This window comes from Microcoleus sp. K1-B1, assembly GCF_036704705.1.
GTDB lineage: Bacteria > Cyanobacteriota > Cyanobacteriia > Cyanobacteriales > Microcoleaceae > Microcoleus.
In genome coordinates this window covers 1-19,231 of record NZ_JAUBSH010000122.1, presented here as the reverse complement: position 1 = coordinate 19,231, position 19,231 = coordinate 1, and the positions used below count along the sequence as shown (strand labels likewise).

The following is a 19,231-nucleotide window of genomic DNA, read 5'->3' as shown; positions in this document are numbered from 1 at the left end:
GTGCGCTTTGGGTTTCAGCCTTTACGGAAACCCAAAGCCGATGGTGGGATTTGAACCCACGACCGTTCGATTACGAAAATTTTATTTGTTTGACTTGGGGGGAAAGGGTCTAGCGTCGGTATGCTTCTTCAAGGCCTTGTCAAGTAAAGCTCGCTCTATTCCTTCTTTGAGTAAATCAATTGCAGAGGCGATCGAAGGATCAACCTTTCCAAAGAGGTTGATTTCTAGAGGTTGATCGTCAAAGGCTTCCGATCCGATTAGTTCGGTCTCTTTCCATATTTGCCGTGAGACGTGAACAATTAATTTGCGTTGATCTAATTCGTCAGGAAACAATACATGGATGTATTTAACGTCATATTGCCAAATAATCTCATTTTTTTCTACTTTAATCTGCATAAATTATTATCCTCCGATTAATCCATGGTTGCGGGCGGCGGTTTCAAGCGCGAGATACCTTTGAGAAAGTTGCGAAATTGTTGCTGTATCAGCGTTAAAGGCTGCCGCTTTATTTAAGGCTCCGGTTGGTACAGACCACCCCGTCTCTCTTGCTGCTAGCACTTTAACCCCTGCAATTTGAACCGTAGACGTGGGCTGAGGCAAAGTGACAACAAAAGTATCTAAATTAATAGTCAACACGGTAATAATGGGAGTCGAGAGAAAACCGGACGGGCGTCGCTGTATTTGTAAAATATTACTAGCTAGCACTAAAAATATTCCATACGAAGCATCGGACTCATCCAACCAAAAGCCAGGGGCGGTTGATTGTATTTGGAGGCGAGAAGTAAAAGTTTTAATTCCGTCGATTGTTTCTGTGCTGGTTTTGGAAACTTTATCAAGCAAAGCTGTAGCAACTGAGGCGGCAAAGTTAGGGTCATTTGCAATGGCCGCGCCCAGTTCTGCCAAAGTGTTTAAGTCAGCAACAGTGTTACCGACTAGATCATTTATTGCTGTGGTAATTTGTGCGGGCGTGGCAAATCTGCTGGGATTTTCCCATTCTCGATCGCCCCTGAGCAAAAATTCGTCACCTCCAGCAGGGGGAGCCGGAACTAAACCGTTTGTACCGGGCAAGCTAGCAGAGGGTGCGCCAAAAGTGCTCAGTAAAGTTTCGAGGGCGGAAATGCGATCGTGCAAAGCCTCTATGCCATCATCTTTTTTTTTAGATTCGATTTTGGTTTGTTTTCGCCAAGTTCCAAAAATGCGAAGATAATCCGTTCCTTTAAGGCCGCCAACTCCTTGGGCTTTGTTAGCAACCTTCACACCTATTTTTAAATCTTCTCCTAGCAAGGCTGTTTCGTTGGTCGAAAACCAAGGGGCCATCAGAGCCCAGGGCTGCTCTAACCCGTTCTTATTTTGGAGAATCTCTTCGCCTTGCAATTCCCAAGGGCCGTTACCTTTGGCTATATACAGTTCTAAATAGATTTTTTGGCCTTCCTTGAGGATTTTTGCTCGTGCCGCTTCCATAGCCGATTCAGAAGCGAGTGCATTTTCATTGGGCCAGTCAGCTTCTAAAAGGGAGAATAATCCTACCTTACACTGCAAGTCTTCAAGGACGATCGAATGATCGACTATATTGTCAGCCTTGAATTGCTCGTAATAGGCAAGCTCTTGAGTTAAATCGAGGAGCGTAACGATATTATTTGCGCTAACGTTAGTAAGGGATTTGGAAAAACGAGCGGTACTCATAAAAGGTAAGTTCTCCCTTCAATATTTATCGAGCCGTTGGCTGCTTGAGTTATGTCACAAGGTAGCCCGCTAAATCCAATATTGATCGTTGCATTGTTGGAGCCTACGCCCGTACTGCCCATTGTTATAGATAAGCTTAAATAATTGGCGTTGCTAGTATTTTTTGTGGTGTCCAGTTCTAAAGCTTTTTGCCGCCTGACAGCATCTATCAAGGCTTGCACTTCGTTAGCGGCGGAAGAGTCTCCACCCGTTGGCGCAGTGTAAGTCACGTCTGTTAGGTACGAAGCCGCTATAATTGTCACCGCTCCGGCTGTGCCTCCTGTCATAGTGCACGGGCAAGAAAAAGTTCCGGACATTGCGCCATCTGTATTTGTGGTGAGATTTAAGTATCTCAAAGTATTTGGGTTTTTTGCGGAATTACTTTGCTGAATTCTCAAAAAATTAATGTGTGCGACCGTCCAATCCTCCAGCGTTATTATCCCCGAGAAGGGGCTGCCGCTTCCACTGTTGAAGCTCGTCATATGTTTAAAATATATGTTGTACTTATTCTATATCTAATAAGTCTAGATCAGTAAGTGGCTCGAACTCAGGCAACTCCCAGTGCAAAATTATCTCCGAAATACGGCACTTCTTCCGGTACAAATCCGGAAGAAGACTTTGACTCGCCAGAGGATTTATCGGATGTGGCGGGAATTGATGCTGAAATCCCTAGGGGAAGCGCTCGACCAACTGGAAGTTTGTTGCAGCCAAAACCAAAACCGCGATCGCCGATCGGAGTTGAAATCGGCAAAAGTGCAGGTGGCGGCCTTGGCGTTGTTGCCGCAATTCCGCTTGGCGGCCCAATCTCAGGTAGAGGCGGAATAAATTTGGGGGCTGGCGGCGAAATCAAGGGAGGCAGTATTGGATTGGGTATTGGTTTAGGGCCGCTAGGAGCGTCGATCGATGTAGGCGTTGATCAAGATGAAGAGGGGCGGGGCGGATGTTACCAGTATGTGACAATTACAATAGGGCCGTTTTCGCATACTTATGGCCGGAATGTTTGCGAGCCAAAGCCTGCACCGACGCCTGCACCGACGCCGCTTACGCCTACTATTGATGAACCTTTCAATGATGGCACTGATTTACTTGAAGGAGATGAAATTGCTTATGTAGTAGTTTGCGTTTTAAACAAAGCTACTCAATTTAGTTTTGGTACTTATGGATTTACTACGGTTAGCACATACAATTCAGAAAGTAGCACGAAAACCACGCACGGGGGATTAGATGGCACTCGTTTATCTAATGGCGATGTTGACATTAGTAACTTTTATTTTGACGTAAAAGTTACTAACACAGCGCTAGCAAGCGGGCCTTATTACGCCACTTCTCCTGACGCAAGTGGAGGGCTGATTAGTAACCGTTATTCTGCAAATCCTAGTGTACCTTTTACCACATTAGGCGGTCGAATGTGGGAAGCTGGAGTTTCTCATTTTTCGACTAGGACAATTGCTGTTACTCGCACTCCTACCACTTACACCGGAACAGCAACAGGCGCGGCACACAATGCTTTTTTGTTTAGAGGGCCTCAAAATAATTTAAAAACTTATATCCAACAAAGAAATAGCAGCAGCTCCTTTAATGTAAGCAATACAGCGCATGACGGGGGCAGTACATCCAAAACACGCCTTCAGGTCTGCCAAGTTATACCCCTCAAACCTTCCGATTTACCTCTCCCTCCCCTTTCTCCCCCTGTTCCCAACCCACCACCAAGAAAAAAAATGGAAGATAAATGCTGTAAATTATCTTTAATCCTTCAGGCTGAGATATTGCGTTTGCTTGGACGCGAACTTGGACCAAACGGACTTGTTCCACAAACTACAAAGCTAGGATTTATTGGTGAAGAGATTGAACGAACTGAAACTCCAATTTTAGATCCTGAAAGACCTAAAAAAATTAAAGTTAGATTTGAGACTGTCTATGATTTGCTAAAATACGCGCTTAAACAGGCTAACAATCTTGATACAGCTTTAGATCCACAAAGTTACAAACCGCCCGCTGGAAAAGTGCAAAACCCTGCATACAACAGGGATTCAGAGCAATCTCTTAAATCCAATAACCAGCCTAACCGCGACAAATCGGGCAACAAACGAGAACTAGAAATCAACAAAGATGACGAAGTTAAAATGGGAGGATTTTTGCAACAGCAGCAATATGTATTTGATGCTTTAAGGCGATTGGAGTATTTATTTCCATCAGGCGAGTTATCGGACGCATTAGTAGCGAAAAGTTTGCTTATTCCAGGAGCTGTAGACGAAATTAAAATTCACAATATGATTATGGCTTACGAAATTCAAATGATGTATTTGAATGCCACATTTGGCAATCCCAGAGAAGTGCTAATAATTAAGGATGCAAATCCTGCGATTGAGGGTGATCAACCTATTGAAGTAGCAGCTCTAACCTTGTCTGATTGGTTCCGTCAAGTTGTTAAATTTCAAATAGATACAGGAGGCGATGTTGACGCCGCAGTTAATTTAATGCTGCGAGATTTTCGCACTAATTTAGCAAATCGAACTGATATTATTAAAACCGCTGAAATGACACAAGCTTTATTTGAAGATTCGGGAATGCGCGAGCAACAAGATTATATCCCTGTGCATTTAGAAGGCGATCCTTATGCAGGTCAGTGGGTGAAGGGACAAGGTTTTCAGGCTAATCCCGACTTAGAGAAAAAAACTGAAGAAGCAACCGAAAAAGTGTTGCGCGAAACTATGAAGCCTACAGAAATCAAACTTAAGGTTTCTCGCCGGCATGAAGAAGAAAAAACCGATATGCGCGATTTACTGCGAGGTTTAGCGGATTTTATACAACGTTTATTATCAATTCCTTCTGCTGGTGATGCAGGTACGGCAATTGATAAGTTGATAGAATCTGCTAAATTTAAAGTACAAACCGAGGCGGCGCTGCTTCGAGCAAATGTGATTAAAGCCGCGACAGCCAGCCGCAACCGCACTAAAAAAAGGAAAAAATAACGTGAATTTGTCACAAGCTTACCTCCCTCAATCTTGGTACAAGGGCGAAGGACTCGAAGAACTTGCTCAGGCAGTTGGTGGATTTTGGAATAATATCGTCAGCGCCGCTGGCGATTTAATTAACAGATTCGCTAATTTTGTACAGCAACAACTCAATAAAGTTAATATTTTTGGAGTCAATTTTGGCCAATGGTTGCAGGAAGAACCATTGCAGGCGATCGCCGGTGCTGGCGCCGCGCTGCTAACTGGCGGTGTAGTTTTAATTGTTGGAGGCGCGGTTGCTGGCTTTGTCGGTGGCGGCATTGTCAAAATTTGGAAAGCTTCGCGGTTGGCTTTTAGTGCTTTAGGCCTTGGTGGATTGGTTCGCGCTGCGGTTGGAGCTGTGCAGCGAACTTGGAATTTTAACTTTCAAATTTCGGACAAACAAATTCGTGCTCAACAAAAATCGTTGTTAGAAAGTCAAGCGGGAGTATGGGGTGAAGCTCTGGGTAGTTTAGCCGGCACGCTGTGCGGATATTCACTTGGTCGGGTGGCCTACGCAAATCAAGCGGAATTAATTCGATTTAATCCCGATTTAATAGCCAAATTGGATGAATTGAGAATTAACAATTTTGATGAAAATTCGGAATTGTGGGAGGAGAGCGTACAAAATCTAAAAACTGCAATCGCATCAAGCGCCAGAGCTGCTATGAATATTGCGGGTTTTGAAGCTTATGTAAATGTTCGAAAAGCGGTAAAGGCGATCGCCCGTGGCGTCAATCTTTCTGGTATGTGGCCAAGCCTTGGCAAAATGGTAGAAACTTGGGGAGATGAAGGACAAAAGCCTTGGTCTTTCGCATCGGCCCAAGAAGAATGGGTTGAATCGTTGCCCGATGGCGGAATCCAAAATTTTGTTGAAGAATTCCTAGAAGCTGCACAAGATATGTGTGCTGAGTCAAGCATTCAAGTTTCTTACGCTTTGTAGAGGTAAAATATGGCAAGTACAAATTCATGGGCAGGAATTGGGCGGCAGGTTCTGGATCAGTATTTGCAATCGGAAAGTGGCGGCGGTGGCAGTGACGATGCCGGCCAAATGGGACTCGATATTTTTAACAACGGGTTTGAAGATGAATTTCCTGGAGATCCCGAAGATCCGATTGCTGGAACTTATCAAGGATATTCGCTCGAAGCTAATCGCGCGTCTGAAAGTCGGCCTTGGGGTGGTAGTTTTGGAGAAAGGCCAAAGATTCACGAACTCAACCAACCGCCAGCGGCGCAGGCTTTAGGTTGGCGGGTAATTGACTTTTACCCAAACCGCGATTTTAAATCTGAGTTTTATCGTCTTGCCGGCACACCCGCAGAGTTGCGGCAAATGATGCAAATTGTGCAAGCTACCAGGTTTGTCACAGGTGCTCGAATAAATTTTGATGCGTGGTTCCAGCAGTGGGAGCTAGGCTTTCCGCAATTCAACTCAGATCGCGCAACCAGCAATTTCGCTCTCGCCGGCGAGACTCAATGGAAGCGCATCAAAGAACCGGAAACTCGCCCCCGATACCGGGAATTGACAAATTCACAACAGCGCGCCGATTTAGGTTATAGGGTAATCGAATATTGGAAAGACCGATCAGCTGAAAAAAGTTCAGTAATTATGACGGGCACCGATTTACTTTTAATCAACCAGATTGTGCAGTACGAATATCAAGGCGGCGGCGGTAATGTCAAAATTAATGAAAAGCCAAATTATTTAACTACCAGCAGAAAAGGTTTCCCTATAATCAAGCTTTACTTTTTTGAAGATATTTTAGATGTAGAACCAGGATATAGGGCGCTTAAATCTGAGCTTAAAATCACTGTAATGAAACCAGAATGGAAAAATATTTCCAATATTTCCAAAAATGATATTGAACAGTTAGCTAAATCTGTCAAAAATATATTTTATGGATTTGTAATCAAAAAAGGCAAATTGACGTGCAGTTACAAAAATTTAGAACAGGGATATGACAATTGGACGTACGTAAGAACTCGTGCTGAAGGAACTCGCCTTATGACAGAGTTAGTAAAAGTTTTAGGACACACACTTGATCGTAGATTTCTTAGATTTACCGAAACCGACGACGAAGCTGGAGCTTACCCCATTATTCCCGAAACAATTACAGCATTTGGCGAACAGATCAAAGGAAAGCGACAGCGACCGATCGCAGAAACTAAGTTCACTCACGCCACAATTTATTTACCTGGACTGACTGAACCGTTGGGACTGGTTGATAGTGCTGGGGGAACATTTAAATCTACGGATAATTTGGTATAACCGTTTAAATAGACAAACTCATTGAGTTTGTGCCGTAGAAAGCTTTGTACAGCAAGGGTTTTGGCGCTAAATTGGAGCAAATGAGCAAAGGTGTCGAAACACATGGCTAAACGATTTGGCGATATCGAAAATGCAGGCATTCTCAAAGTTGCATTAGACAACCTCAACAAATACCGCGCCGAGGCTGCGACTCGTCCTTCTCCACAAATTACGGGAGATGGTACCCCAAAAAACCGCATCCAGAGCCGAGTTTCTATCACTCCGTTTTACCTGGGTAAGGTCACAGCTACAAACATGACTAAAAACAAAATTATTGTTAGGGCATCTAAATCGTCATTAGATGCTACTGATAATTTTGGAAAAGCAACTATTGATGATTACTATGACGCAACTCCAGCGACTGGAGCAACTGACGCACCCGAAGGTTTTACTCCTTCTAGGTGTCGAACTTTTCACCCGACAGCAGCCAATGCAGTATACACCAAATCAAAATACACCGGGTTGTATTACGCAAAACGGACAGGAATTGGTTATTCGCTTCCGATCGGTCGAAAAGCTTTTGACGACACTCAGGAAAGTGTGCAAGCAGCTATTAAAACCGCTCTGACTGCCGAAATCAACACTACACCGTATCGCAGTGTTAGTTTTACCAATGAAAAGCCACCTACAGGAACTAGCGGCGGTAAGGCAGCGGTTGAATAATGGATGATACAGAACTTTTTGACTCTCCTGGTTTAATTTGGCAGGGGATGTCATCATCGGAAATCGACAAAGAACTTGAACGCCTGCAATCACGACGTAGCATTATTGATCGATTTGTTGAACATCTTAAAACAAATTCATTTTGTAGCTATAACGAGTACGAAAGATTTTGTGATTTAATGTTAACAGAAGGCGTTAATCCTAATTTATGGATTGACGCTTCTATTGACAACATTGATTACGAAATTGAGGCGTTGATCGAAAATGCAAATCGTTGAAAAGCAAGATGTGTCGGGTTTAGATTTTCCGGTTGTCGAACGTAGTACACCGATAAAAACATTTTATGATGAAACGGGCAGTGCTACGGGTGAAATCAGATTTGAGGCTGGCGCTGACGGCACATGGTTACAATTTGATTGTGAATGTTTAGATGCGCTGCCGTACTGCAAAGCTCAATGCTGCTCTCTCAACGGTTTATTGATCTGGCCGCACGAACTCGACAAATACGAGCATTTGTGCGAAATTGACGAATCTAATAACACTTACGTTTTAGAAAAAGGTGCTGACGGATTTTGCAACTGCCTTGATCGCGAAAAACGCCTTTGTCAAATTCACGAAGAAAAGCCGCAGACGTGTCGCGAGTTCCATTGCACTAGAGGTGCTAGTATGCGTGGCTGGAAATTATCTAATCGAGTTCACAGACATTCAATAGCATGACATTAATATTAGAGCTAGAAAACCCGATACACTGGATACTTAGAGATTCACAAACTATCATTTTTCCCGAAAGTAGTATCCCTGAATATTCAAGTATTGTAACTTTTAGCTCTAATATAATTGGCGTATTAGCCACAGTAGAAGATGCACCGGATAGCTGGGAATTTGCCGGCTATATGTACCAAAAAGTTAATCTTGGTTTTGGTAGTGCTTCGCCCGGTGTGGCACATTTAAATTCTCGCAAATTGTTTTTGCGACGCAAACAGCTATTTGTTTTTCCTGACTACGTACCACCTTATAAATTGTCTATAAATTTTCCTCGGTGGTTTCCCAGTGCATCTATTAAAATTTGGGAATACCTCGGCCCTCAAATTGATACCGTAGAACAAAAGCTTGACACATTACTACAACAACATCCGCCGTAATTAATATGGCAATTAATTGGACTAATTTAATAGGAAACGCCGCGGGTTTTACAGTAATTGCCGGGTTTATGTGGAAGGGACTAAAACTTGCAGAGCGTTACGTTAGTGAAAGAACCGCTTCTAATATTGAAAATCAACGTAAGGCTTTAGCTCAAACCGAACGCATTACTACGCTTGAAAGCATCATCGACACAATTATTACCCGTCAAAACCAACAAGACAAGTTTTTAGAAAGGTGGACGCAAGGGGAATATGGAAATACAGAAGAAAGCGAGTATTATGTTGGAAACAACGAACCATATCATGTTCGAGAAGACGTACCAAATTTACAAAAAAAAGCAGTACGTAGGTATAACAAAATCCGCACAGATTTTACAGAGCCTAAATGAAACCTGACGCACTTCCAGAAATCATTAGAGCGCTTACACCGTGCCTGTTTGGTAGCGCTAGTTTAGTAATTATTCTGTGCGCTATTTTCAACAGCGACAAACTTTTAGGCGATCGATTTGCGTACACTCTTGGTACTGCTGGAGCTTTTTTGGGAAGCGCTGCCGGAGGATTTAGTCCCCAAAACAGACAATCTCAAAATCGAATAAGCGCTGAACAAGTTGACATAGATCAGTCTAAATAAACGCGTTTTCAAGTGTGCCATATTTCCAAGCTAGCGAATTACTTAAAAATCCCGAAGCCTCTCTTGATGATTTACTCACGGCAATAGAAGATCTGGGAGTGCAGTATGGCTACATTGTGGCTATGGCTAGCCAAGGATTGAGAGAAGATTCAGAAATTGATTTAGTGCGACTATTGGTATTAATTAAATCTTTGAGATTCAAAATCACTCAACTTGTAAATTAAAATTATGCTTGACTTAACTACTAGCTCTAAAATTCTTAAATACTGCCAATCTAAAAACTACCCGATCGAAACTTTCAACATTATCTACATTGAAGGCTGCGACATTAACGGCAGACTTAATTCTGACGCGCCGAATCAGTTCAACGATGTGCGCGCAATATTTGACAAAACCAAGTGCTTAGACTGTTGGCAGGCGACTTGCGAGCCGGGGGCTTGGTACACACACACACCCATGAATCCCGACGGTGCTTTTAGGATTGCGTTTGGTTTTCATAAGCAGGCCTGGGAAATTGGAATTCACGGTAATTCCGAGCCGCATGAAGCTTTGATCCAAGTAGGTGAAGTGCGAGGTTTTCGAGATTATAACCAGGATTTTGTGCGACCGGGCGATCGCGAAGTGCGGGGTCATTATGGGATAAATCAGCACTGGGGTTACGATATGCCCCCTGGCAATATTGGTCAGGCTTCAGCCGGCTGTCTGGTAGGCCGGAGCCGGCACGGTCATCGAGAGTTTATGCAGTTTTGCAAAAATAGCGGGCGGCGGTACTTCGATACGATCGTCATTCCTGGAAATGAGGTTTTTAAGTTTTAGTGTCAAAAAACATCCTCTCCGGGTGGCGAAGGGATAGATGAAGATAAGGAGATCCCTAATAAGGATTTGTGGGAGGCCGGCATCTCATATCCTGTGCAGCATCATACTTATTGCCAGCCATCACTATTGTATATCAGCGATTGCGATACTTAGTCAATCGGATCGAATAAAATTTGGCGATCCGATATTGCAACCATAACAAGCTGAATTTTATATAAATCGTTACCAAGAATACGCTCCTTGCCTATTGCAAAATCATTTTTATCTATCCACCCACAGACAAGGTGGGAGTCTGTGAGTAAATACCGCTCGTGCAAGCAGTATTGTGTCTCTGTTTCTCGCTCGATTTCATAAAGGCCGTTTCCGTAAATTATCAAATCATTGGGTTTGTTCATGTCATTTACTCTGGTGGTTCTTCGGCAAAATCTTTAATCAAAATTCAGGCACAACAAACTTATTTATAATCCCTGCGTAACTTTTAAAAATTATTTCTGGAGAGTTCCCCACCCATTGAGAAATTTGTAGTGGTGGGATTCCGGCTTCTAGGCATTGAGAGATCATTGTATGTCGTGTATTGTATTGCGGCCGATAACCGTCGATCACGCCGTCAGCCGCAAGTTGTCGCACAATTCCCAGTTTCTTCCCTTTACCATACCAGGCGGTGCGTAAATCCTGATGCGTAAGGGGCGAGCCATCGAGCCGCAAAAATACCGCAGCAGTGCCTACGGGCTTAGAAGGTCTGATCGACATCAATAAATTTTGCAATTGTCGGTTACACGGAAGATCCCGCTGGGGCGACTGCTTTGTCCCTTGCCTCCTTTGAGCGCCGCCTTTGCCCAAAATTACCACTTCTTCAAAACTGATCGAGCTGCAATCAGCTTTGATGTTTTTCCACCGCAAGCCGATCGCCTCACTGGTGCGACAACCGGTCAAGAAGAAAAATTTAATAAGTGGGAGCAGGTAGCTGAATTTGTCGGACTCCTCGAAAGCTGCAAGAATCGCCTTTTTCTCATTAGTAGAAAACGGATGAATCTTGGCTTTAGATTTTTTGCTTTTGATTTTACTTTTCCCCAAAAAGGGATTAATTTTTATTAAATTTCTTTCTGCGGCCCAGTTACACGCTGCATTAAGCTGCATCAAAATTCGCCTACAAGCGTCTAAAGTTTTATTAGACACCATCCAATCCTTAAGCTCCATAGCTTGACTAGGGAATTGGTAGGGGCAGCCATTTAAGTGATTAAGGGTATTAATATAAGTCCCCTTCCATGTCGTAGCCGATTTATCCTTTTTGGTATCAATGTATTTTTGATATATTTCAGTAAAGGTAAGATTATTTTTTAGTTTTCTAATTTCGACTTTTGGAGATTCGTAAGCAACAGGTTGATACTTTTTTAAAGTTGGATCGAAGTGTCCAGACAAAATATCTAATTCTATTTGTCTGGCTGTAATTTCCGCTTTTTTATAATTTTGTGGGTTGTCAGCTAAACCCAAAGGCAAATATACTTGCTTCCTGTCGCTCCAGAGGCCCCGTGGCAGTCTTAGTCGAAGATTGCCACGAACAGCACTAACCGTTACTGAGCCCTTGGGATTTTTCATGAATCAACTTCACCAAACTTTTTTTGCAATTCTGCCAAACGAGCTTTGCCCTCAGTAAATTTCCGACCTTTCATATTGAGAATATTTTCAATAATCCAGGTGGGGCTTTTGCCCTCGGCTTCCGCCGCACTTACTTTCCACCAAAGGGCTAAATCACTAGCATCAGCTTCGGAAGCGGAAGCGGAAGGAGAATCCTGTAAGTCGTTGCTATATATAGCTTCTAGCGCTTGCCGGGAAGCTTCCACATCAACGCCAGGGGAAGCCAGGATAAGTTCAGCTTCTTGCTGTCTTTGTTGTTGTGAAACGTAGACACTGGTACTGATTTCGTCCTCTACATCAGCTTTAATCGCCCTCAGTTTCAACTCTTCAATCTCTCTTTCGTCGGCTAATTGACGGGCGATGTTGCCTGCGGACACTGCACAAGCAATTGCAGCACATAAGCTCACCCCTTGCAGCGCTTTGTGGGTGTCTAGCTTTTTGTCTAGCACCGCTAGTGGAGTCAACCAAAGCACTACAGAAGACGCACTCAATACAAACAATTTTAGCTGCATAGAAACACCCCCAAGCCAATCAATAGCATCGCCAAACCGCCGATTAAAAGCGCTTGTAAGTCAGCCACTGAAATCTTGAGCAATTTACTTAGGGAATAGTCAAGTAACCAGCTCAACCCCCAGGCAATCGCAATCGCTGCTAGCAAAAACAAAACGGCTTTCATTGCCATTGGATGCAGACTCGCTATCCACCCCAAAAGGGAGAAAGCGACGCACCCGGCGACAAAATAATTTGCCAGATACATCGCTTTCATTTAATTCGCTCCTCCCGTGAGTCTTGCCTTGATAGCGTCAATCCTCACCCGTGCATCATTCTCAGCTTTGTCAACCCCTAAGCCAAGGCGGGCATATCCCGATCGCATCCCATGCAGCTTTTTAGCGAGGGAAGCGTTCGATCTAACTTTTTTCAATTCGTTCTCGGCAACTCCCCCTTCGTACTTCCTGTGGGCTTTATGTACCACTGCATCGGCCTCTTCAATCTTCCCCAAATCCTTATAGACGCCTTTGGTGATTCGAGCCCCTTCTACTTTTTCCTTCTTCAAATCCTTAACAGCGTCCGCTTGCTCCCTTGAGAAGTACATCGGATTAGGTACTACGGGAACCGATCGGATTGATCCAAAATTACCGGGCGTGCTTGGGGTAATTACGCCGACTCCTGTTTGGGCAAGGACTTTTGATTTGTCGATCGCATGGCTACCGTCGTTGGTTACAGTACCAAGTTTGCCAGCAGCATCTTTGCCGCTACCAAAAAGGCGTAGTTGCAAGCTCATTATTTGGCTCCAATTTGAATGGTAATTTTGATTGGAAAAACTGTGCTGCACAAAGGTTGCAGCAAAACACCCAGAGCCATCGCGCCAACCAAAAGGGCGATCGCTAATTTCCAATTAATTTGGGCACGGTCGGGTGCGGGAATTTGTCGCTCTGGCAGCGGCGTCAATTCGCCGGCTGATTTGAGCAATTTTTCCCAAGTTGCCCGCTGCCTCCTGTCGCCGTACAAACTGGCGTAAGGAGTCAGGCCCAAATCCGTAGCTTTTTGCTTAAGTGTGGTGAGATTGCTGCGATCGGTCATAATAAATTAGCTCCGATTTGAATGTGCCAGCCGGCGTTCCCAGGCGCAGGCTGGTAAAAGTTACTGATTGGCCGAAATCTTCAAAGCTCGGAGGTGAGCCACGGTGTTTTCCAAGGCTGCCTCCTCAGCGTTGAAGACTGCCAAACCCCGCTCTATTCCTCGATTTTCTGCCGCCAACAATTCCGCATCGCCGAGAGCTTCACTTCGCCGTTGAGCGGTTTGATTGTTTGCCGCAATTTCAGCTAATTTGCTCTGGATTCGATCGGCATTTAATTGAGAGTTGGCAGCGCCGGTCTGACGCAAATTGGCGATTTTTCCTTCTAGGGCAGCCACATGATCGACTACCGCTAAACCCGATGATTGGGTTGAACTTGCAGGCTTAGCGGCGAATTCCAGCAGTTGTTGCAGTAGAACTTCGTCACCCGATTTATGAGCTTTGACCATCTCAACAGCGAATCTTGAATAGCGAGTATTCTTGGAACCACCGCGACGAATTAAATCGACTTGGCAACCGCGAACTCCTAGCAAGTGAGAGATGGCGCGCTGAAAAGCGGATTTAGTAAGATCTGTAAGCTTAATCGCTGTCGTAGCGCCGATCCATTCATCCCGCATCGAATCGCGGTTTGATTCGCATTCGACCCGGTTCGATTCGCATTCGACCCGGTTCGATTCGCCGACAATTTCAACTTCTAAGGCTTCTTGCATCAAAATTCATCCTTTATTTCATGGGTGTCTATTTCATCGTCAAAAACTAAGCGGATTAGACGCTGAGCCAGCGCGAATTGAGAGTCATCCAGTGCAATCATGTGTGTGCGGCGCATCCGACATCCATTATTGCGATCGGCTCTGTATTGAGAAGAAAGCTTCTTCCAGAGAAACTTGGTGAACTGAGTAGGAGTGCCGACCCAACCCCATCCCGAACCCGCGTATCGACAAATTCGATATTCGTCGTCAGAGCAAAGCAAAAGTTGAGGATCGGTAGCAATTGCGTTAAGCACCAATCGAAAAGTTTCATCAAACTTCACGTGTTCATAAATATCCTTTGGGGAAAATAAAGGGTACTGATTTTCGAGTAGCTCTTCTTTAGAATCGGAGTAATCCATCCCCCAAGAATCTTTCATGAAGGGTAAAGCTCTGTGATAAAAACACAGGTATTTGTGCTTTGCGTCCAAGTCCCATCCTGTAAGCATTTCTTCGGTCTTTTCGGTGAGCTTATCCATTTTTAATTAACTCCGAAACGTAAGGAATCATTTCTAAGGCTTCGGCAACCCCCTGAATGGAATCAGTTAGGCTAAAATCTTCAACGATATACTCTGGGTGTTCTACGAGATTTTCGTAAGTACCTGAGCACCTAATGTTCTCAAGCTTTTCGCGAATTTCTTCAAGAGATTGGAGAATTTGCTCGACTGTCACCATCCCTCCTTTAATAACTATTGAGTTTGTCAGCAACTTGTTGAATTTCATCGTCGGTCAGAGAGCCTCGATAGCTCCCCGGAGGGGTGAATTCAACAAATTTGAATTTAACCATCGTATCCAGAATCAAGATGTGGCGCTTTTTGTTAGGAATCAGATTTTGCGCCTTTTTGACAGCTTGAGAGCAGTTGTAGGTTTTGATTTTGGGTGATTTAGGCATTGGTTTTTACAAAAGCGTTTACAGCGGCTAGCACTTCTTCGACTTGATGGATGAGATAACCCATATCATCGTCATCCACCAAGAAAGAGTTGTCAGCGAGCATTTGAGTGAAAGTTTCAGAATCATCTATTTCGCCTAAATCATCCAAAACTTTTTTAAGTTTGGCGTGGATTTCTTGAGGAGTCATAAGCTTACCACAGCAACATGCGACAGGCATTCAGAGATAACTTGAGAGTAAGTAACAGCTAAACCGCGCCTTACTTGGTCGCGCTTGTAAACCCCTCCTTTGTCAACAATAAAAGGTGGCGGATCGCCGACAATACAGGCTTGAGAAATTTCTAAATTGTCAGCCATCAACCTGATAACCAGCCCGCTGTTAACAGCAATATTGGACAAGTGCTTAAAGGTGATTTCGGAGTAGCCGGCATCATAGGAGCGATGCCAGAATTTCTTCAGGAGATTACCTTTGCGGTCAATCAGAAATGGCGGCAACCGATTTACGCGCTCCTCAGAAAAAGCGCCGTCAGCCAAGATCGAAATTGTGTAAATGGGTTTTTCCTCTGGCTCCATGACTTCAACTTCTGGGGCAGAGGAATCGATCGCTTGGTCAGCGATCGCCTCCGAAGCATCCACCGCCTCACGAGCGCTCAACAAAACTTTTGTAACCCAACTGGCAAGGGAAATTTTAGAGTTTCGCTTGGGAGCGGCGAGGTCTACCTTAAACGCGCTGTCAAGGAAATCGGTCATTGCTTTAAGCTTGCCGATCGAATGCCCTGCCAGGAAGTTGCAGATCAAATCCATCCGGCGACTGAAATCCTCTTCAATTTCAACCCAGTTGGGGGAAAACTCTAGCTGAAACCGATTCAAGACATCAGAAACAGTATCGCCACTCGAAACAAGGGTAATTTGCATGGTATTTGCAGTGATTTGATTAATTAATTAATTGACGCCTGAAAGTGACATTTGAGAAGATAGATCGAAAATTGATACTTGAAGGTAAACTAGGAAATTGCCAGACTGCAAGGCTCTTTCAAAAGCCATACCGTTAACAATGGCAATGCGAGGGGGATCTTCAGGAAATACAACCCCTTGATACCCGAAAAAACGTGAACCGTCAGACGACCTGAAATCGCAAGAATAAACTACTTGATCGTCGGAGTTATTCATTGAATTTCTATTAATAGATTTCAACTCCTTTCGCTTTGGATTATAGATTTAGCTTTTGGAAACACCACCCTCGCGCAGGTCTTTGATACCTGAGGCTGCTATCTCTCACAGGGGCTTGGGTGGTGTTTCGTCTGGTATAAAACTAATATACCCGTATACTGACACTATGTCAATACACGGGTACAAATTACTTAGCCTTTACTTCCTGGATATCGCTACCAAAGGCAAAAGGTTTTACAGAGATAACGTCCGACTCATCAGGAACCCAATACAAGAATTCCCCAGGCTGTATCCGAAACGTCTTGCAAATAGTTGCGAGTGTCGCCTCATTGGGCACCCAACTCGGATCGTTAATACGAATAGAAGTGCCACGCCCCAGCCCAGTTAACTTCTGAAACCTGTAAGCCGTTAAGTTTTTAATTTGTAATTTCTTCTCAAGAACTGGCTTCAAACAATTTCTCACTGGCATTCACAGAACTCTCCCCCAATTATAGACCAGTATGTTGACAGGTGTCACTACACAGATCTACAATCAGTTAGCTAAACAGCTAGCGATCGGGCTTGAATTGGAACCTCAGCCCCTTCGCCATACCGCAATTATCTCAGTGATTCCCGCCTTCGGGAGTATTTCCTTATCCCCCCTAATCCCCACCCCGTCGATCGTATGAAATCTCTACCGTTGCTAATTATTCTGTTGGGTTTTGGTAGCGGATTTTACCGGGAGGGCGATCGGCCACCAGACAGAGGAGAGGGGCGGCACTTTCGCCAGGAGGTCAGATATGCAGTAATCACGAGCTCGACACCATGACTGCTTCATGCACCCTGAATATCTCTGAGCGGCTCGTCACCGCCGCTCTTTACTCCTTACCCTCAAATCACAACCCAATGAAACAGCAAAAGTTTTCTCATATCCCCAACGGACAATCAAAAATGTGCTCGCGAGCTATTCGGAGGGCTGCCACCAAGTTTCCCAGTCTGCGCTCTCGACTCTGGAGGGATATCGTCATTCTTTCAAGGGTTAAGCCATGAAGATCATCCATGCAGACGGCAGTATCGAGGACAGACCCGACAACTACCGCCATCAGTGGAGTCCGACCGACATCTTGGCGATCGACATTCCCCCAGAAAATCGCCCCATAGTGGGCAACCCCCACCACAAAATCAAGCGGCAGTCACCAGCTCAACTCAAAGCCGACAATCAGAAAAGAACGGCGATCGCTCGCCAAGCTCGGAAGCTTAAAAACCATGAATGACAAAAAAAAGGCAGCAGCCAAAGAATGGATCGCGACAATCCTGAGTAACGACGAAAACATACCGATTAGCGAATTAACCTACCGACTAGGTGGCGCTATCGGCCCAGTCAGTCAAAATACCGTTTTGGAATGGCTTGAAGAAATAAAACGCGAAAAACAAGCCGCAATACACCTCCCGAACTTTGACGACGACCCTTACGGCTACATAACTCCAGCCCTAGACGAAGACGAAGAAGACGACAGCGGACTTTCTGGCGAATTCGAGGAAGAGGACGACGACGGACTCCCCGATCCAAGTGACTACGAAGAAGACGATCACTATGTAGAGACCTTTAGAGATCGAAGACTAGACCAATAACCAACAACCAACAACCAACAACCAACAACCAACAACCAATAACCAACAACCAACAACCAACAACCAACAACCAACAACCAACAACCAACAACCAACAACCAACAACCATGACAACCAACAACCAACAACCATGACAACTCCAGCTCTCGGCGGATACAACCCCAACAATCTCCCCAACTTCGATGACGATGACCTAGACCAACAAATCACAGCGATCGCCGAAGCCGACGGAAATATATTGCAGCAAATTGCCATGCTGACTCACGGCTGTAACTGGCACGAGAAACTTGCACTGGCAACTAACGCCATAGTGGCGATCGATGATAACCATACTCAACTCTGTGTAGTTCAGCCCAAGCACGGCCGGTACAACGAAAACTTAGCAGCGGCGATCCAATTGTTGCGGCATCTCTCCCCCGGAGCCAAAGCGGAGCTCGCGGTGGATATCCTCAGCGACGATTGGGAATTAGGGAGCGTAGAGGACGCACCTTCGATAATTATTGAGGACAGATTTGACGAAGATTTTTACCACGGAAAAACTTTTTCTCAGCGGTGCAAAGACGAAGGGATAGACCCTTCCAACGAACTCCCTTACTAATCAAGTAACCCGCAAGGCTTTAAACGCATTCCACCTTCAAACTGTTCGCCGGAAATAACCAACATGAAAGTCACCAAATCCAGACACAAAAAAGGCGGCCCCACCGCTGAAGCCAACCTCACAAAATCCATTTATTAATACCATGAGTATAGCATTAAAACTCCCCAATCCGCAACAACACGCCCGCCTTTTTCTCGACGATGTAGTTGCAAGATACAAAGCCAAATTAATGAACGCGGCTGACTATATCCTGAATCTGGTAAATATTTACCGCGCCAAAGGCCAAAAACTCAACCTCCCTTCGGCCAAAGCTTTTTACGAACAATTCAGCATACCAAAATCTACTTTCTATCACGCCCTACAACGCCTCAAAGATACACCAGATATAGGGTTCCATTGGGAGCCGACTGGGGGAATTGCACTGTGGCTCGAAGCGCCAGAAAATACTGTCGCACCTTCCCCCGCAGAAAAGAAAGAGCCAAAATACGCCAATTTTAAGCAACTCCGAGATAGCGACAAAGCACTGCTAAATGAATTCGAGATTTTCGTAAGAAATCAATGGCGAAAAATCAAGGGCCAGAAAATCAGAAGTTTTTTTACCTTCCTAGAAAAAGCGTCAAATTTTCAATATTGGTGGTCAGAATTTCAGCAACATAAAGCGACAGCGACAGCGACAGCGACAGCGACAGCGACAGCGACAGCGACAGCGACAGCGACAGACAGCAACCGCAAAT

At 44.6% G+C, this 19,231-nt stretch carries 32 protein-coding genes; 15 read left to right on the top strand and 17 right to left on the bottom strand.

Features of this window, described 5'->3' with window-relative positions:
- Window positions 1-81 precede the first annotated feature (81 nt).
- The 3 genes from QUA83_RS27625 to QUA83_RS27615 are packed head-to-tail and all read right to left on the bottom strand — an operon-like array spanning window position 82 to window position 2,009.
- Window positions 82-396: a hypothetical protein gene (locus QUA83_RS27625; protein WP_333297198.1), complete on the bottom strand. Its 315-nt coding sequence runs from the start codon at window positions 394-396 to the stop codon at window positions 82-84.
- A gap of 6 nt (window positions 397-402) precedes the next feature.
- Window positions 403-1,683, bottom strand: a complete 1,281-nt coding sequence (locus QUA83_RS27620; protein ID WP_333297196.1) for a hypothetical protein — start codon at window positions 1,681-1,683, stop codon at window positions 403-405.
- A complete protein-coding gene (locus QUA83_RS27615; protein WP_333297194.1) occupies window positions 1,680-2,009 on the bottom strand; it encodes a hypothetical protein in 330 nt (109 codons plus the stop codon). Before QUA83_RS27615 ends, QUA83_RS27620 begins: the two co-directional genes overlap by 4 nt.
- Before the next feature lie 249 nt (window positions 2,010-2,258).
- Here QUA83_RS27615 and QUA83_RS27610 point away from each other — a divergent pair, with 249 nt between their 5' ends.
- The 11 genes from QUA83_RS27610 to QUA83_RS27560 all read left to right on the top strand — a co-directional run bounded on the left by QUA83_RS27610 (window position 2,259) and on the right by QUA83_RS27560 (window position 10,272).
- Window positions 2,259-4,694, top strand: a complete 2,436-nt coding sequence (locus tag QUA83_RS27610) for a hypothetical protein (RefSeq protein WP_333297193.1) — start codon at window positions 2,259-2,261, stop codon at window positions 4,692-4,694.
- A gap of 1 nt (window position 4,695) precedes the next feature.
- Window positions 4,696-5,658, top strand: a complete 963-nt coding sequence (locus QUA83_RS27605; RefSeq protein WP_333297191.1) for a hypothetical protein — start codon at window positions 4,696-4,698, stop codon at window positions 5,656-5,658.
- Window positions 5,659-5,667: 9 nt separating this feature from the next.
- On the top strand, window positions 5,668-6,981 hold the full coding sequence (locus QUA83_RS27600) for a hypothetical protein (protein WP_333297189.1): 1,314 nt from the start codon (window positions 5,668-5,670) through the stop codon (window positions 6,979-6,981).
- A 102-nt stretch (window positions 6,982-7,083) separates the two neighbouring features.
- Window positions 7,084-7,683, top strand: coding sequence for a hypothetical protein (locus QUA83_RS27595; protein ID WP_333297188.1), 600 nt, complete (start codon window positions 7,084-7,086; stop codon window positions 7,681-7,683).
- Complete coding sequence (locus QUA83_RS27590) at window positions 7,683-7,961, top strand: hypothetical protein (RefSeq protein WP_333297186.1); 279 nt, start codon at window positions 7,683-7,685, stop codon at window positions 7,959-7,961. Before QUA83_RS27595 ends, QUA83_RS27590 begins: the two co-directional genes overlap by 1 nt.
- Window positions 7,948-8,400, top strand: a complete 453-nt coding sequence (locus QUA83_RS27585) for a YkgJ family cysteine cluster protein (RefSeq protein WP_333297185.1) — start codon at window positions 7,948-7,950, stop codon at window positions 8,398-8,400. Before QUA83_RS27590 ends, QUA83_RS27585 begins: the two co-directional genes overlap by 14 nt.
- Window positions 8,397-8,825: a hypothetical protein gene (locus QUA83_RS27580; RefSeq protein ID WP_333297183.1), complete on the top strand. Its 429-nt coding sequence runs from the start codon at window positions 8,397-8,399 to the stop codon at window positions 8,823-8,825. Before QUA83_RS27585 ends, QUA83_RS27580 begins: the two co-directional genes overlap by 4 nt.
- A gap of 5 nt (window positions 8,826-8,830) precedes the next feature.
- Window positions 8,831-9,214 (top strand): hypothetical protein, encoded by a 384-nt coding sequence (locus QUA83_RS27575; RefSeq protein ID WP_333297181.1) that lies wholly within the window; start codon window positions 8,831-8,833, stop codon window positions 9,212-9,214.
- Complete coding sequence (locus tag QUA83_RS27570; protein WP_333297179.1) at window positions 9,211-9,456, top strand: hypothetical protein; 246 nt, start codon at window positions 9,211-9,213, stop codon at window positions 9,454-9,456. Before QUA83_RS27575 ends, QUA83_RS27570 begins: the two co-directional genes overlap by 4 nt.
- 14 nt (window positions 9,457-9,470) lie before the next feature.
- A complete protein-coding gene (locus QUA83_RS27565) occupies window positions 9,471-9,680 on the top strand; it encodes a hypothetical protein (protein ID WP_333297178.1) in 210 nt (69 codons plus the stop codon).
- 4 nt (window positions 9,681-9,684) lie between these two features.
- Window positions 9,685-10,272: a hypothetical protein gene (locus tag QUA83_RS27560; protein WP_333297176.1), complete on the top strand. Its 588-nt coding sequence runs from the start codon at window positions 9,685-9,687 to the stop codon at window positions 10,270-10,272.
- 149 nt (window positions 10,273-10,421) lie between these two features.
- Here the strand turns inward: QUA83_RS27560 and QUA83_RS27555 are convergent, their stop codons facing one another.
- The 14 genes from QUA83_RS27555 to QUA83_RS27490 form a co-directional block, all read right to left on the bottom strand.
- Window positions 10,422-10,667, bottom strand: a complete 246-nt coding sequence (locus tag QUA83_RS27555) for a hypothetical protein (protein WP_333297174.1) — start codon at window positions 10,665-10,667, stop codon at window positions 10,422-10,424.
- 37 nt (window positions 10,668-10,704) lie between these two features.
- Window positions 10,705-11,868 carry a tyrosine-type recombinase/integrase gene (locus QUA83_RS27550; RefSeq protein WP_333297173.1) on the bottom strand — a complete coding sequence of 388 codons (1,164 nt, stop codon included), beginning with the start codon at window positions 11,866-11,868 and terminating at the stop codon, window positions 10,705-10,707.
- On the bottom strand, window positions 11,865-12,419 hold the full coding sequence (locus QUA83_RS27545) for a hypothetical protein (RefSeq protein ID WP_333297170.1): 555 nt from the start codon (window positions 12,417-12,419) through the stop codon (window positions 11,865-11,867). Before QUA83_RS27545 ends, QUA83_RS27550 begins: the two co-directional genes overlap by 4 nt.
- Entirely contained in the window at window positions 12,410-12,673 is a 264-nt protein-coding gene (locus QUA83_RS27540) for a hypothetical protein (protein WP_333245560.1), read from the bottom strand. The genes QUA83_RS27545 and QUA83_RS27540 overlap by 10 nt, the downstream gene beginning before the upstream one ends.
- Entirely contained in the window at window positions 12,674-13,189 is a 516-nt protein-coding gene (locus QUA83_RS27535; RefSeq protein ID WP_333297168.1) for a hypothetical protein, read from the bottom strand.
- Complete coding sequence (locus tag QUA83_RS27530) at window positions 13,189-13,488, bottom strand: hypothetical protein (protein WP_333297166.1); 300 nt, start codon at window positions 13,486-13,488, stop codon at window positions 13,189-13,191. Before QUA83_RS27530 ends, QUA83_RS27535 begins: the two co-directional genes overlap by 1 nt.
- Window positions 13,489-13,548: 60 nt before the next feature.
- Entirely contained in the window at window positions 13,549-14,193 is a 645-nt protein-coding gene (locus QUA83_RS27525) for a hypothetical protein (protein WP_333297163.1), read from the bottom strand.
- The gene (locus tag QUA83_RS27520; protein ID WP_333297161.1) at window positions 14,193-14,708 is read right to left on the bottom strand and encodes a hypothetical protein; all 516 of its coding nucleotides are present in this window, start codon (window positions 14,706-14,708) and stop codon (window positions 14,193-14,195) included. The genes QUA83_RS27525 and QUA83_RS27520 overlap by 1 nt, the downstream gene beginning before the upstream one ends.
- Window positions 14,701-14,952, bottom strand: a complete 252-nt coding sequence (locus tag QUA83_RS27515) for a hypothetical protein (RefSeq protein WP_333297160.1) — start codon at window positions 14,950-14,952, stop codon at window positions 14,701-14,703. The genes QUA83_RS27520 and QUA83_RS27515 overlap by 8 nt, the downstream gene beginning before the upstream one ends.
- Complete coding sequence (locus QUA83_RS27510; protein ID WP_333297159.1) at window positions 14,912-15,121, bottom strand: hypothetical protein; 210 nt, start codon at window positions 15,119-15,121, stop codon at window positions 14,912-14,914. Before QUA83_RS27510 ends, QUA83_RS27515 begins: the two co-directional genes overlap by 41 nt.
- The gene (locus tag QUA83_RS27505; protein WP_333297156.1) at window positions 15,114-15,308 is read right to left on the bottom strand and encodes a hypothetical protein; all 195 of its coding nucleotides are present in this window, start codon (window positions 15,306-15,308) and stop codon (window positions 15,114-15,116) included. Before QUA83_RS27505 ends, QUA83_RS27510 begins: the two co-directional genes overlap by 8 nt.
- Complete coding sequence (locus QUA83_RS27500) at window positions 15,305-16,033, bottom strand: hypothetical protein (protein ID WP_333297155.1); 729 nt, start codon at window positions 16,031-16,033, stop codon at window positions 15,305-15,307. Before QUA83_RS27500 ends, QUA83_RS27505 begins: the two co-directional genes overlap by 4 nt.
- A 27-nt stretch (window positions 16,034-16,060) precedes the next feature.
- Window positions 16,061-16,288, bottom strand: coding sequence for a hypothetical protein (locus QUA83_RS27495; RefSeq protein WP_333297153.1), 228 nt, complete (start codon window positions 16,286-16,288; stop codon window positions 16,061-16,063).
- A 187-nt stretch (window positions 16,289-16,475) separates the two neighbouring features.
- Window positions 16,476-16,757 (bottom strand): helix-turn-helix transcriptional regulator, encoded by a 282-nt coding sequence (locus tag QUA83_RS27490; RefSeq protein WP_333297151.1) that lies wholly within the window; start codon window positions 16,755-16,757, stop codon window positions 16,476-16,478.
- 556 nt (window positions 16,758-17,313) lie between these two features.
- Between QUA83_RS27490 and QUA83_RS27485 the strand changes: the two genes are divergently transcribed.
- From QUA83_RS27485 to QUA83_RS27470, 4 genes are all read left to right on the top strand, one after another.
- Complete coding sequence (locus QUA83_RS27485; protein ID WP_333297149.1) at window positions 17,314-17,541, top strand: hypothetical protein; 228 nt, start codon at window positions 17,314-17,316, stop codon at window positions 17,539-17,541.
- The gene (locus QUA83_RS27480) at window positions 17,534-17,899 is read left to right on the top strand and encodes a hypothetical protein (RefSeq protein ID WP_333297147.1); all 366 of its coding nucleotides are present in this window, start codon (window positions 17,534-17,536) and stop codon (window positions 17,897-17,899) included. The genes QUA83_RS27485 and QUA83_RS27480 overlap by 8 nt, the downstream gene beginning before the upstream one ends.
- A 130-nt stretch (window positions 17,900-18,029) precedes the next feature.
- Window positions 18,030-18,497: a hypothetical protein gene (locus tag QUA83_RS27475; RefSeq protein ID WP_333297145.1), complete on the top strand. Its 468-nt coding sequence runs from the start codon at window positions 18,030-18,032 to the stop codon at window positions 18,495-18,497.
- A 142-nt stretch (window positions 18,498-18,639) separates the two neighbouring features.
- Window positions 18,640-19,231 (top strand): hypothetical protein (locus tag QUA83_RS27470; RefSeq protein WP_333297144.1); only part of this gene is annotated, 592 nt, incomplete at its 3' end.

Excerpts from the sequence above, each read along its gene's own strand:
- QUA83_RS27625 (WP_333297198.1), bottom strand. The coding sequence starts at position 396 with ATGCAGATTAAAGTAGAAAAAAATGAGATTATTTGGCAATATGACGTT.
- QUA83_RS27620 (WP_333297196.1), bottom strand. The coding sequence starts at position 1,683 with ATGAGTACCGCTCGTTTTTCCAAATCCCTTACTAACGTTAGCGCAAAT.
- QUA83_RS27615 (WP_333297194.1), bottom strand. The coding sequence starts at position 2,009 with ATGACAGGAGGCACAGCCGGAGCGGTGACAATTATAGCGGCTTCGTAC.
- QUA83_RS27600 (WP_333297189.1), top strand. The coding sequence starts at position 5,668 with ATGGCAAGTACAAATTCATGGGCAGGAATTGGGCGGCAGGTTCTGGAT.
- QUA83_RS27595 (WP_333297188.1), top strand. The coding sequence starts at position 7,084 with ATGGCTAAACGATTTGGCGATATCGAAAATGCAGGCATTCTCAAAGTT.
- QUA83_RS27590 (WP_333297186.1), top strand. The coding sequence starts at position 7,683 with ATGGATGATACAGAACTTTTTGACTCTCCTGGTTTAATTTGGCAGGGG.
- QUA83_RS27585 (WP_333297185.1), top strand. The coding sequence starts at position 7,948 with ATGCAAATCGTTGAAAAGCAAGATGTGTCGGGTTTAGATTTTCCGGTT.
- QUA83_RS27580 (WP_333297183.1), top strand. The coding sequence starts at position 8,397 with ATGACATTAATATTAGAGCTAGAAAACCCGATACACTGGATACTTAGA.
- QUA83_RS27575 (WP_333297181.1), top strand. The coding sequence starts at position 8,831 with ATGGCAATTAATTGGACTAATTTAATAGGAAACGCCGCGGGTTTTACA.
- QUA83_RS27570 (WP_333297179.1), top strand. The coding sequence starts at position 9,211 with ATGAAACCTGACGCACTTCCAGAAATCATTAGAGCGCTTACACCGTGC.
- QUA83_RS27560 (WP_333297176.1), top strand. The coding sequence starts at position 9,685 with ATGCTTGACTTAACTACTAGCTCTAAAATTCTTAAATACTGCCAATCT.
- QUA83_RS27555 (WP_333297174.1), bottom strand. The coding sequence starts at position 10,667 with ATGAACAAACCCAATGATTTGATAATTTACGGAAACGGCCTTTATGAA.
- QUA83_RS27550 (WP_333297173.1), bottom strand. The coding sequence starts at position 11,868 with ATGAAAAATCCCAAGGGCTCAGTAACGGTTAGTGCTGTTCGTGGCAAT.
- QUA83_RS27545 (WP_333297170.1), bottom strand. The coding sequence starts at position 12,419 with ATGCAGCTAAAATTGTTTGTATTGAGTGCGTCTTCTGTAGTGCTTTGG.
- QUA83_RS27540 (WP_333245560.1), bottom strand. The coding sequence starts at position 12,673 with ATGAAAGCGATGTATCTGGCAAATTATTTTGTCGCCGGGTGCGTCGCT.
- QUA83_RS27535 (WP_333297168.1), bottom strand. The coding sequence starts at position 13,189 with ATGAGCTTGCAACTACGCCTTTTTGGTAGCGGCAAAGATGCTGCTGGC.
- QUA83_RS27530 (WP_333297166.1), bottom strand. The coding sequence starts at position 13,488 with ATGACCGATCGCAGCAATCTCACCACACTTAAGCAAAAAGCTACGGAT.
- QUA83_RS27525 (WP_333297163.1), bottom strand. The coding sequence starts at position 14,193 with ATGCAAGAAGCCTTAGAAGTTGAAATTGTCGGCGAATCGAACCGGGTC.
- QUA83_RS27520 (WP_333297161.1), bottom strand. The coding sequence starts at position 14,708 with ATGGATAAGCTCACCGAAAAGACCGAAGAAATGCTTACAGGATGGGAC.
- QUA83_RS27515 (WP_333297160.1), bottom strand. The coding sequence starts at position 14,952 with ATGAAATTCAACAAGTTGCTGACAAACTCAATAGTTATTAAAGGAGGG.
- QUA83_RS27510 (WP_333297159.1), bottom strand. The coding sequence starts at position 15,121 with ATGCCTAAATCACCCAAAATCAAAACCTACAACTGCTCTCAAGCTGTC.
- QUA83_RS27505 (WP_333297156.1), bottom strand. The coding sequence starts at position 15,308 with ATGACTCCTCAAGAAATCCACGCCAAACTTAAAAAAGTTTTGGATGAT.
- QUA83_RS27500 (WP_333297155.1), bottom strand. The coding sequence starts at position 16,033 with ATGCAAATTACCCTTGTTTCGAGTGGCGATACTGTTTCTGATGTCTTG.
- QUA83_RS27495 (WP_333297153.1), bottom strand. The coding sequence starts at position 16,288 with ATGAATAACTCCGACGATCAAGTAGTTTATTCTTGCGATTTCAGGTCG.
- QUA83_RS27490 (WP_333297151.1), bottom strand. The coding sequence starts at position 16,757 with ATGCCAGTGAGAAATTGTTTGAAGCCAGTTCTTGAGAAGAAATTACAA.
- QUA83_RS27485 (WP_333297149.1), top strand. The coding sequence starts at position 17,314 with ATGAAGATCATCCATGCAGACGGCAGTATCGAGGACAGACCCGACAAC.
- QUA83_RS27480 (WP_333297147.1), top strand. The coding sequence starts at position 17,534 with ATGAATGACAAAAAAAAGGCAGCAGCCAAAGAATGGATCGCGACAATC.
- QUA83_RS27475 (WP_333297145.1), top strand. The coding sequence starts at position 18,030 with ATGACAACTCCAGCTCTCGGCGGATACAACCCCAACAATCTCCCCAAC.